This is a genomic window from Microbacterium oxydans (assembly GCF_026559675.1).
Lineage (GTDB): Bacteria > Actinomycetota > Actinomycetes > Actinomycetales > Microbacteriaceae > Microbacterium > Microbacterium oxydans_D.
This window is the reverse complement of the sequence record NZ_CP092891.1, coordinates 2,908,681-2,920,949: the sequence shown is the minus strand read 5'-3', so window position 1 is coordinate 2,920,949 and position 12,269 is coordinate 2,908,681. Positions and strand designations below refer to the sequence as shown.

6 protein-coding genes are annotated in these 12,269 nt (G+C 67.9%); all 6 read left to right on the top strand.

The window, feature by feature from the left end:
* Window positions 1-55 precede the first annotated feature (55 nt).
* Window positions 56-424 (top strand): 30S ribosomal protein S12, encoded by a 369-nt coding sequence (gene rpsL, locus MME74_RS14155; RefSeq protein WP_017201609.1) that lies wholly within the window; start codon window positions 56-58, stop codon window positions 422-424.
* 5 nt (window positions 425-429) lie between these two features.
* Window positions 430-900: a 30S ribosomal protein S7 gene (gene rpsG / locus MME74_RS14150; protein WP_017201608.1), complete on the top strand. Its 471-nt coding sequence runs from the start codon at window positions 430-432 to the stop codon at window positions 898-900.
* A gap of 87 nt (window positions 901-987) precedes the next feature.
* Complete coding sequence (gene fusA, locus MME74_RS14145) at window positions 988-3,102, top strand: elongation factor G (protein ID WP_267415691.1); 2,115 nt, start codon at window positions 988-990, stop codon at window positions 3,100-3,102.
* 160 nt (window positions 3,103-3,262) lie between these two features.
* A complete protein-coding gene (gene tuf / locus MME74_RS14140; RefSeq protein ID WP_017829210.1) occupies window positions 3,263-4,453 on the top strand; it encodes an elongation factor Tu in 1,191 nt (396 codons plus the stop codon).
* Between the two features lie 152 nt (window positions 4,454-4,605).
* Entirely contained in the window at window positions 4,606-4,818 is a 213-nt protein-coding gene (locus tag MME74_RS14135) for a hypothetical protein (protein ID WP_045264638.1), read from the top strand.
* 224 nt (window positions 4,819-5,042) lie between these two features.
* Window positions 5,043-11,999, top strand: coding sequence for a DUF5979 domain-containing protein (locus MME74_RS14130; protein ID WP_267415689.1), 6,957 nt, complete (start codon window positions 5,043-5,045; stop codon window positions 11,997-11,999).
* Window positions 12,000-12,269: the final 270 nt, after the last annotated feature.

Below are 12,269 nucleotides of genomic sequence, written 5' to 3'. Positions count from 1 at the left end.
GGTCATGATGTGAAACCCATCACGCTGTCACCGTGCAGCACTATGAGGAGAGAACGTGCCAACCATTCAGCAGTTGGTTCGCAAGGGTCGCTCGCCCAAGGTCACCAAGACCAAGGCGCCGGCGCTCAAGTCGAACCCGCAGCAGGCCGGGGTCTGCACCCGCGTCTACACCACCACCCCGAAGAAGCCGAACTCGGCGATGCGCAAGGTCGCTCGTGTGAAGCTCCGCAACGGCACCGAGGTCACCGCGTACATCCCCGGTGAGGGCCACAACCTGCAGGAGCACTCGCTGGTGCTCGTGCGCGGCGGTCGTGTCAAGGACCTCCCCGGTGTGCGTTACAAGATCGTCCGTGGCGCCCTGGACACCCAGGCTGTCAAGAACCGTAAGCAGGCTCGTTCCCGCTACGGCGCGAAGAAGGGTTGAGTTAGATGCCTCGTAAGGGTCCCGCCCCCAAGCGCCCCGTCGTCAACGACCCGGTATACGGCGCGCCGATCGTCACCTCGCTGGTGAACAAGATCCTCGTCGACGGCAAGAAGTCGCTGGCCGAGTCGATCGTCTACGGCGCCCTCCGCGGTGTCGAGGCGAAGAACGGTCAGGACGCCGTCGCCACGCTCAAGAAGGCGCTCGACAACGTGCGCCCCACCCTCGAGGTCCGCAGCCGCCGCGTCGGTGGCTCGACCTACCAGGTGCCGGTCGAGGTCAAGCCTCACCGCGCCAACACGCTCGCTCTGCGCTGGCTCGTGAGCTACGCGAAGGGCCGTCGTGAGAAGACGATGACCGAGCGTCTGCAGAACGAGATCCTCGACGCGTCGAACGGTCTGGGTGCCGCGGTCAAGCGCCGCGAGGACACGCACAAGATGGCCGAGTCGAACCGCGCGTTCGCTCACTACCGCTGGTAAACAGCTTCGCCCGCCCCTCGGCCACTCGCCGAGGGGCGGGCACCCCCTCTTCGCAGTACGACTGCTCCAAAAGATAAGGACACTCCTGTGGCACAAGACGTGCTCACGGACCTGAGCAAGGTCCGCAACATCGGCATCATGGCGCACATCGATGCCGGCAAGACCACGACGACCGAGCGCATCCTGTTCTACACGGGCGTCAACCACAAGCTCGGCGAGACGCACGATGGCGCCTCGACCACCGACTGGATGGAGCAGGAGAAGGAGCGCGGCATCACGATCACGTCTGCCGCCGTGACCTGCTTCTGGAACAAGAACCAGATCAACATCATCGACACCCCCGGCCACGTGGACTTCACGGTCGAGGTGGAGCGTTCGCTCCGCGTCCTCGATGGTGCGGTGGCCGTGTTCGACGGCAAGGAGGGCGTCGAGCCCCAGTCCGAGACCGTCTGGCGTCAGGCCGACAAGTACAACGTCCCGCGTATCTGCTTCGTCAACAAGATGGACAAGCTCGGCGCGGACTTCTACTTCACCGTCGACACGATCATCAACCGTCTGGGCGCCAAGCCGCTCGTCATCCAGCTGCCCATCGGCGCGGAGAGCGACTTCATCGGTGTCGTCGACCTGATCGAGATGCGTGCGCTGGTCTGGGCCGGTGACTCGAAGGGTGACGTCACCATGGGCGCCTCCTACGAGATCCAGGAGATCCCGGAGGACCTCAAGGAGAAGGCTGCCGAGTACCGCCAGCAGCTCCTCGAGACCGTCGCCGAGACCGACGACGCGCTGCTCGAGAAGTTCTTCGGTGGCGAGGAGCTCACGGTCGCCGAGATCAAGGGCGCGATCCGCAAGCTGACCGTCGCCTCGGAGATCTACCCGGTGCTCTGCGGCTCCGCGTTCAAGAACCGTGGCGTCCAGCCGATGCTCGACGCGGTCGTCGACTTCCTCCCGAACCCGCTCGACGTGGGCTCGATCGAGGCGCACGACCCGAAGGACTACGACACGATCATCGAGCGTCACCCCGACGCGAAGGACCCGTTCGCGGCCCTCGCGTTCAAGGTCGCCGTGCACCCGTTCTTCGGTCGTCTGACCTACGTCCGCGTCTACTCGGGTCAGCTCGAGTCCGGTTCCGCGGTCATCAACTCGACCAAGAACAAGAAGGAGCGCATCGGGAAGATCTTCCAGATGCACGCCAACAAGGAGATCCCGGTCCCCTCGGTCACCGCCGGCAACATCTACGCGGTCATCGGTCTGAAGGACACCACCACCGGTGACACCCTGACCGACCCGGCGCACCCGGTCGTCCTCGAGTCGATGACGTTCCCCGAGCCCGTCATCGAGGTCGCCATCGAGCCGAAGACCAAGGCCGACCAGGAGAAGCTGGGTGTCGCCATCCAGAAGCTCGCTGAAGAGGACCCGACCTTCCGCACGGAGCTCAACCCCGAGACCGGTCAGACGACCATCAAGGGCATGGGCGAGCTGCACCTCGACATCCTCGTGGACCGCATGAAGCGCGAGTTCAACGTCGAGGCCAACGTCGGCAAGCCGCAGGTGGCGTACCGCGAGACGATCCGCAAGGCCGTCGAGAAGCACGACTACACGCACAAGAAGCAGACCGGTGGTTCTGGACAGTTCGCAAAGATCCAGTTCACCATCGAGCCGCTCGACCTCGACGCCGAGCAGACCTACGAGTTCGTGAACGCCGTCACCGGTGGTCGCATCCCTCGTGAGTACATCGGCTCGATCGACGCCGGTTTCCAGGACGCGATGAACGTCGGTGTGCTCGCGGGCTACCCGATGGTCGGCGTCAAGGCGACCATCGTCGATGGTGCTGCGCACGACGTCGACTCCTCGGAGATGGCGTTCAAGATCGCGGGCTCCATGGGCTTCAAGGAGGCCGCTCGTCGCGCCAACCCCGTTCTGCTCGAGCCGCTGATGGCCGTCGAGGTCCGTACGCCCGAGGAGTACATGGGCGACGTCATCGGCGACCTGAACTCGCGTCGTGGCCAGATCCAGTCGATGGAGGACGCCGCAGGCGTCAAGGTCGTCCGCGCTCAGGTGCCGCTGTCCGAGATGTTCGGCTACATCGGCGACCTGCGCTCGAAGACCTCGGGCCGCGCCGTCTACTCGATGGAGTTCCACAGCTACGCTGAGGTTCCCCGCGCAGTGGCCGACGAGATCGTCCAGAAGACCAAGGGCGAGTAATCGTCCTTCTGGGAGCCGGCTCCTCGTGAGCGAGGCGCCGGCTCCCAGGACACCTACAACTTCACATTCCCTCTCTACTAAACTGAGAACCTAACCCGTAGAGAACCGGTCGCAAACCAGTGCCCGGTCACCTCTACAACGACGTCCTGAGGAGGACCCAGTGGCTAAGGCCAAGTTCGAGCGGACCAAGCCGCACGTCAACATCGGAACGATCGGTCACGTCGACCACGGCAAGACCACGCTCTCCGCAGCGATCTCGAAGGTGCTTGCTGACAAGTACCCGTCCGACACCAACGTGCAGCGTGACTTCGCTTCCATCGACTCGGCGCCGGAAGAGCGCCAGCGTGGAATCACCATCAACATCTCGCACATCGAGTACGAGACCCCCAAGCGCCACTACGCTCACGTCGACGCTCCCGGCCACGCCGACTACGTCAAGAACATGATCACCGGTGCTGCTCAGATGGACGGCGCGATCCTCGTGGTCGCCGCCACCGACGGTCCGATGGCTCAGACGCGTGAGCACGTGCTGCTCGCCAAGCAGGTCGGCGTGCCGTACCTGCTGGTCGCGCTGAACAAGTCCGACATGGTCGACGACGAGGAGATCCTGGAGCTCGTCGAGCTCGAGGTCCGCGAGCTGCTCGCCGGCCAGGGCTTCGACGAGGACGCTCCTGTCGTCCGCGTCTCCGCTCTCAAGGCCCTCGAGGGCGACGAGAAGTGGACCCAGGCGATCCTGGACCTGATGCAGGCTGTCGACGACAGCGTTCCGGACCCGGAGCGCGACCGTGACAAGCCGTTCCTGATGCCCGTCGAGGACGTCTTCACGATCACCGGTCGTGGAACCGTCGTCACGGGTCGCGCCGAGCGTGGCACGCTGGCCATCAACTCCGAGGTCGAGATCGTCGGACTCCGTCCGACCGTCAAGACCACGGTCACGGGTATCGAGATGTTCCACAAGCAGCTCGACGAGGCCTGGGCCGGCGAGAACTGTGGTCTCCTGCTCCGTGGCACGAAGCGTGAGGACGTCGAGCGCGGTCAGGTCATCGTCAAGCCGGGTTCGGTCACGCCGCACACCGACTTCGAGGGCACCGCGTACATCCTGTCCAAGGACGAGGGTGGCCGTCACAACCCCTTCTACACGAACTACCGCCCGCAGTTCTACTTCCGCACCACCGACGTCACCGGCGTCATCTCGCTGCCCGAGGGCACCGAGATGGTCATGCCCGGCGACACCACCGACATGACGGTCGAGCTGATCCAGCCGATCGCCATGGAGGAGGGCCTCGGCTTCGCCATCCGTGAGGGTGGACGCACCGTCGGCGCCGGTACGGTCACGAAGATCATCAAGTAAGCATCTGCTTCCTCGCAGAGGGGTCGGACCTTCGGGTCCGGCCCCTCTGTCGTTAACACCGCGTCTCGAGGGTTCCCTTTGCCCATGCGGACCTGCACAATGAGTGTGGTCGCCCCGATCGGTCGGCGGCACACGTTCAGAAGGGGAATCACATGGGCATCGAAGACGCCGTGAACAAGGGCAAGGACCTGTACGAGCAGAACAAGGACAAGATCGCCGAGGCCGTGAAGAGCGAGCAGGCCGAGGACATCAGCGACAAGGTCCTCGACGGCGTTGCGGACTTCGCGAAGAAGATCGCTCCGGGTGCCGCCGACAAGATCGACGAGATCCGCGACAGCGCCGACAAGGCCGTCGGCAACGAGTAGTCAGATCTCCGGAAGGCGGTGTCCCGCGAGGGGCACCGCCTTCTTCCATGCCCCGATTCGATCTCGAAATGCGCAATATGCCAGTATGTGAATAGGGTCTTCTCCTTTCGTAAAGGAGGACCCTGACGTTCGGCCCCCTTCGTCGTGGTCCGATCGTCACCACTGGGGGCGGGGGCCCTTGGGGACGCTGCTGACATCGTCAGCGCCGATGAGGGGATACCGCTGTGCGCGCAACCAGCAAGCCGATGATCGCCGGACGCTCGCGGGGGGTGTGGGCCACTCTCGTCACGATCGCGCTCCTCGTCGCCGGATTGGTCGTTCCGACAGGAGCCGCCGTCGCGGCCGAGGGCGACCCGGAGTACCTCACAGTCTCCAAGAGCGTCTCGCCGGCTCAGGTCTCGCCCGGCCAGCCCTTCACCTACACGATCGCGGTGAACTGCTCCGAGCAGTCGTGCCTGGACGCGAAGCTGCACGACGCGCTTCCCGCCGGCCTCGCGGGTTACTCGATCCAGAACGTGGCGATGCAGCCCGCCGCCACCAACGTTCCGCGCGACGTGACATGGACGGTCGACGGCGCCGTCGGCACCACGGCGCCGTCCATCGTGACCGCCGACACCGTGCTCGACGTGGACTTCACCGGGGCCATCAGCGCTCCGGTGGGCACCGGCCTGCAGAACGGTCAGACGTTCACCGTGACCATCACGCTCCAGGTGCCGTCGGACCTGCCTCCCGGCACGCAGACCATCACCAACGAGGCCCAGACGGAGGCGACCAACTCCGCTCCGGCGAAGGACGACGCCACCATCACGGTGATCACGCCGGCGATCATCGACGTCGATGTGACCAAGGCCTGGTCGCCGTCGCCGCAGAGCTTCAACCCCGGCTCGCCCTCCACGATCGACCTCGCGGTCAAGAACGCCTCGAACGGCCCCGTCGAGAAGCTGATCGTGCAGGAGCCGTCGTCCGCGAGCGATGGCGCAGCGACGCTCGACGCGAGCAACCCGTTCACCATCACCGACTTCACCGGCTTCGGCAACGCCGCGCTTCCGGCGGGTGCCGACGCGGTGCAGGTCGACCTGTACCTGCAGCAGGCGGACGGCACGTGGCAGTGGGTCCCCGGGCCTCCCGCCACCACGCCCGAGCTCCCCTCCGGAGTGGACCCCGCCGAAGTCGGCGGTATCCGTCTGACCTACACCGGCACGGCGATCGCGGAGTCGGCCACCGGCACCGTCGCCATCCAGGTCGAGCAGCGCGACCGCCACCGCAACACGGATGCCGACCTCTCGAAGGCCGTGCACGCCGTCGACAACGTCGTCGTCGCGACCGCTGCCGTCGAGGGACGCGATCCCGTCACCGACACCGCCACCGCGAACTACCGCGTGATCCCCGCCTCCATCGCGGCGGCCACCAGCAAGAGCATCAACCCCGAGCGCATCGCCGCGGGCGACGACGCGGCATCCCGGATCGTCGGCACGAACACCTCCGACGTGGGTGTGAACGAGCTCCGGATCGCCGACCTCGACTTCTTCGACGACGACATCCGCTTCGACGGATTCACCGCTGCGCCGACCTGGCCGAGCGACGCCGAGGCCGGCGTGCTCCGCTACCACCCGCTCGACGGCAGCGAGCCGATCGAGGTGGCCCTCGTGGACGGCACGATCCCGGCCGCGCCGAGCGTCCCGATCTCCGGCTTCGAGCTGGTCTTCACCGCCACGGGGGGCGGCATCGCCTCCGGTGCCAGCAGCATCGTCGACTTCACCATCCAGACCACCGAAGCCGCGATCGGCGGCGCGCCGGAGCGGAAGGTCACCAACTCGGCCACCACATCGGTGCTCGCGCAGAACGGCGTGGACGCCGAAGACACCGACACCGCCGACCTGACGCTCCTCGAGCCGAAGATCGACGTCGCCCTCGCCAAGAAGATCCGCCCGTCCGGCTCGGTCGCACCCGGCGAGCCGGTCGTCACGGAGCTCGCTGCGAGCCTGACCACGACGTCGGACTACATCACCCCGAACAAGATCATCGTCGAGGACGCGTGGACGGGGACCGGCGGCTTCTGGGACGGCTTCAACCTGTCGTCGATCGCTCCGACGCAGGTGCCGTCGAACACCGTGCTGACCGTCGAGGTGCAGGACGAGAACGGCGCCTGGCGTCAGCTTCAGGTCTTCCCCGCACAGGGGCAGCCCCATCAGGTGTCGATGACCGCGGCCCAGATCGCCGCGGCGCTCCCCGGCGGGGTCTCCATCGACGATGTGCGCGGCATCCGCTTCACGTTCGAGAACACCGACCCGGCCGGCTTCGCCGCGGGGACGACGGTCACCCCGTACGTGATCTCCACGGCGCGCAGTGACCTGCGCAGCGGCGGACCGACGGTCCCGGGCGACGACAAGCCCACCGACTACCTCAACACGGCCACGACCACCGGCACCGGTGTGACCGGGAGCGGCACCGACCTCTCCGACGACGCGACCGACGAGGCCACCGCGACGATCGAGACCGTCGCGAACGAGGGCACGATCGGGATCGACAAGCGCTGGAGCGAGCCGACCGTGTCGGCGCAGTCCGGACAGCTGCGCGGCACGACCCTGAGCTGGCGCGTGGATGAGGGCTACGGGCGTGTGGCCATCACCGACCCGGCTCCCGCAGCGGACGCCTTCGACCCCGCGAGCGCTCCCGGCGCCGTGGCAGGCACGGTGTACGACGCCTTCGACCTCGCCCGGATCGATGCGATCCCCGCGAACAGCGCGCCGTTCAGCAATGGCTGGTACATGCAGTACGACGTCGTCGACGCCGTGGAGCTCTACCGCGGCGGCGCATGGCAGACGGTGACGGAGCCCCCGGGCGGATGGATCCAGGGCGGTGCCTTCGTCGGATACGTGCTGACCGACGCGGAGCGTGCGGACGCCACCGGGTTCCGCATCGCCCTCTCGCCGAACGACCAGGCCCGGGCGGATGCTGCTGCGGCCGGCGACCCGTGGGTCACCGCGATCGGCGCCGGTGTCGGCTCGAGCAGTGCGGTGCGCACGTTCGACCTGACGTGGCAGATCCGTGACCAGAAGCGCTCGGACGGCGAGTGGGTGGTCGACGACGTCGTCTACAACACCGCGGATGCCGGCGCGGTCGAGAACACCGTCCGCATCGACGGGCAGCCGCTCGGAACCGGTCCCGTCGCGACCGACGCCGACGGCGACACGATCATCATCACGAACCCCGGCCCCGGTGTCACGGTGCGCAAGTCCGTGACGCCGACGACGCCGCTGCACGTGCCTCGTGCGGGCACCGACCCGACCACGTACCCGACGGCGCGCTTCACCCTCGAGGCGCGGAACGACTCCGTCGCACGGGCGTCCTACATCCGGGTGACGGATCCGCCCGCGTGCGCCGACGGCGACGCGATGACGGTGTGCCAGAGTGCCGGCACGGCTGCGGGCGCGAAGTCCGACCCGTACACCGATGACATCGAGTGGCTGACGGCCCCCGGACAGGGGAACCCGTTCGAGCGGTTCGACCTGCGCAAGGTGACGATCTCGGCCGCGATCGCGGACCAGGTCGACCTCGCAGCGAGTGTCGTCTGGCTGCTGCGCTATGCCGACGGCGACTACTCCACCGGGCAGACGACAGCCGCCGCGGTCAACGCGATGAATGCCGCGGCACTGAGCGACGTCGTGGGTGTCAGCGTCACGTTCCAGGGCACCGACCCCGCGGTGAGCGGCGGGACGATCACCCCGGCCAACGTGCTGCGCGTCGTGATGGACACGCAGCTGCGCCCGACACTGCGCAGCACGGGCGCGGCGCAGACCGTCGCCGCGAACGAACGCGTCGGCGTCGCGAACCGCGTATTCGCCCAGTCGTACGACCCGATCCTGAGCGACGGGCGACTGACCGGCGCGCGAGACGCGGTGGCCGTGACCCTGACCGGTGGCGACCTCAACGTCGCACCGACCAAGACGGTGTCGCCGAACGCCCTCACCGAGCCGACCAAGGGCACCCCGGTGACGGTGACCCTCGGTGCCAACCAGGGTACGAACCCGGTCAGCACGCTGTCGCCGGCCGAGGTGCGCCTGACCGACGACATCGCCGGCTCTCCCGAGTTCTGGGATGCGTTCGACTTCACCGGACTCGGCGCGATCACGCCGCCCGCCGGCGCCGACCGGGTGACGGTCGCGGTCTACGGGCCGTTCGCCGCCGACGGCTCCGACGAGTGGGTCTCGTCCGCTCCGACGACCATCGCCGGCGCCACCGTTCCGGTGGCGGCGGACCGCTTCGGTGAGATCGAGGGCGTCCGCTTCTCGTTCTCGCGCGCCGACGGTGCGTTCTTCTCGCCGACCGTCCCCGCACCGCGCTGGAGCACCACCGCGGCCTTCACCGTGCAGCTCCGTGAGGAGCACCGGGGGAGCGGGGAGGCGATCGCCCTCCAGGGAAGCGTTCCCAACACCGTGACCGTGATCAGCGATCGCCTGAACGGTGAGACGTCGGCCGAGAAGTCGACCAGCGCCGCCGTCGCGCTGAGCCCCGGCACCTTCCGGATCTCGGTGAACAAGCAGGTCAACGACGGGCTGAGCCACGTCGCGACCGCCGGCGACTCCGTCCCGTGGGACCTGTCCTTCACCAACACCGGAACGGGCTACCTGACGATCGACGAGCTGCGCGACCTGCTGCCGTCGCACCTCGTCTACCTCGGCGACGCCCCCGTCTACACTCCCGACCCCGCAGGTCTGCTGCCGGAGCCGGCGAGCATGGTCCAGGACGGCTCGGAGCTCGTGTTCGCGTGGCCCGCCGGCTCCCGGATGGCGCCCGGGGAGACCTTCTCGGTGCGCATCCTGCTGCAGCTGCAGCCGGGACTCGGCATCGGCCAGCAGGCCATCAACCAGATGACGGTGCACACGGGGGAGAACCTCGAGTCCTGCACCAACTCCCTCGCCGGCGGATCGGTCACCGGAGCATGGGCCGCGGACATCACGACCTGCGGCACCACCGACTACGTGACCCCCGCCAACGCGACGAGCCTGTTCGTCGTGAAGGGCGTGCGCGGTGAGCGACAGGGCGCGATCCTGCCGGGTCGCCCCGACGTCATCTGCCAGCAGAACCTCGTCGTGACCGGTGGTGCGTACTTCCGTTCGCCCTGCGCGGCCAACAGCGAGATCGGCGGCACCGACTCCTGGGTGCTGCGCGCGCAGAACGGCGGGACCAGCGAGATGGCGGAGATGGTGCTGTTCGACCAGCTCCCCGTCGCGGGCGACCGCTCCCTCATCTCCGGAGCGAGCCGCGGTTCGGCGTACCGTCCGCAGATGCTGGACGACCTGGCCGTGAACGCGCCGCAGGGCACCACGACCGTGATCGAGGTGACCACGTCGACCGGCGTCTGCACCGGAACGTGGGCGAACCTGGTGAACCAGACGCCGTGTGCCCAGAACGGCGAGGTGTGGACCGTCGCGGACGCCGACACGGACTGGTCGGTCGTCTCCGGCATCCGGGTCAGCCTCGACTTCCGCACGTCGACGGCGGGCGCGCTGACGCCCGGTCAGTTCGTGGACGTGACGTACAGCTCCACCAACGTCGTCGCCTCGGCGGATGACGCCACCGGTGCTCCGGCGGTCGTGCCCGCATCCGACTCGTTCGCCTGGAACCAGTTCGGTGTGAAGTTCCGCGATGCGGACGAGACACGGTTCCAGCGCATCGCACCGTCGCCCGTGGGCGTGCACCTGGTGGTCGGCGCGCTGCGCGTCGACAAGCAGGTCACCGGACCCGCAGCCGACTACGCGGCCGACGCGTTCCGCGCCGATGTGGACTGCACCATCGACGGCGTCCCGCTCGACCTGGGCGCCGACGCGGTGCTCGTGCTCGACGAGGGCGACGACTTCTCCCGGCGCATCGACGGGATCCCCTTCGGGGCGTCCTGCACCGTCTCCGAACAGGGGACGACGGGGTCGTACGGAGAGGCGAGCCGCTCCGGTTCGCCGACGACGGTGACGATCGACCAGGTCACCGCACCCGGCGACCCGGTGCCGTCGTCCGCCGTCGTGGAGCTCGTGAACACCTACGAGTACTCCGGGCTGTCGGTCACGAAGACCGTCGACACGGATGCCGCGGCGGGAGTCTTCGGACCGTTCGACTTCACGCTCTCCTGCACGAGCGCGACCGGCATCCCGGTCACGTTCGCCGGAGGAGCCACCGAGCTGACCTTCACGCTCGAGGACGGCGAGACCTACACGGCGCCGACGAACACGATCCCGGCGCGCTCGACGTGCGAGATCGCGGAGGTCGACAGCGCCGCGGCGAACGGCATCACGGTCACCGGCACCGGCGTCACCGACCTCGGCGACGGCACGGCCGAGGTGGAGGTGGGGACCACGGCCTCGGCGGTGTCCTTCACGAACAGCTTCGACACGGGTGTGCTCACGGTGGTCAAGAACGTGGACGGCGACGGGGCGCCGCTCTACGGAGCCGGACCCTTCACCTTCAGCGCGGTCTGCACCTACCGCGGGCAGGAGATCCTCGCCCTGGAGTTCGAGCTCGAGGCGAACAGCATGCGGTCCTTCGGCCCCTACCCGACCAGCACCTCGTGCGTGGTCGAGGAGATCGGGGCGGGCGGCGCCACCAGCACGGTGCTCGATCCGACGGACGGGACCGTGACGATCGGCGAGGGCACCGACCCGGCCTGGACCGTGACGGCGACGAACACGTTCGACCTCACGTCCATCGTCGTGACGAAGAAGCGCATCGGCGACCTGGACGCGGAGGGGGCCGACGGCCCGTTCACCGTCGAGCTCCAGTGCGTGCTCCCGACCGACGGTGAGGACCGGCCGATCGCCGTTCCCGGTGGCGCGGTCCGTGAGCTGACGGCCGCCGGCGGGTACACGGCCGGCTACGAGTCGCTGCCCGTCGACGCGAAGTGCGACATCGTCGAGACGGATGCCGGGACGGCGGTGCGCACGGCGATCACCGTGACCACCTCGGTCGACCCGGCGACGACGACGGAGGGCATCCGCGCCGCCGTGGACCTCACGGACGCCGTGGCGCCCACCGAGGTCGAGGTCACCAACACCTTCGTCAAGATCCTGCCGCAGACCGGCCTCGCGGGCGGTGTGCTGCTCTGGACCGCGCTGCTCCTGCTCCTCGGCGGGGGATCGTTCCTGCTGATCCGCGGCGTGCGTCGTCGCACCGATTCCGCAGCGGAGTGAGTCATCGGGGTGGGTGCCACGCGCACCCACCCCGACAGACCGATCTCGAGTGTGGCGATTCCGCACTCGGATCAAGTAGGATGACGGAAGCCGCCTGGGGATCTTGCGGCCTGGTACGTCGAAGGGGTTCGACGCACCGAAGTTGCACGGCTCATGCCGTGCTAAAACTGGGGAATTGATTTTGGGGATCATCGTGCGTAGCGCGCCATCTGTGCGCCGCCACTTCGCCCCGCCCGCGCGGCGGGTCTTCCGCCGCGCCCTCGATCGAGG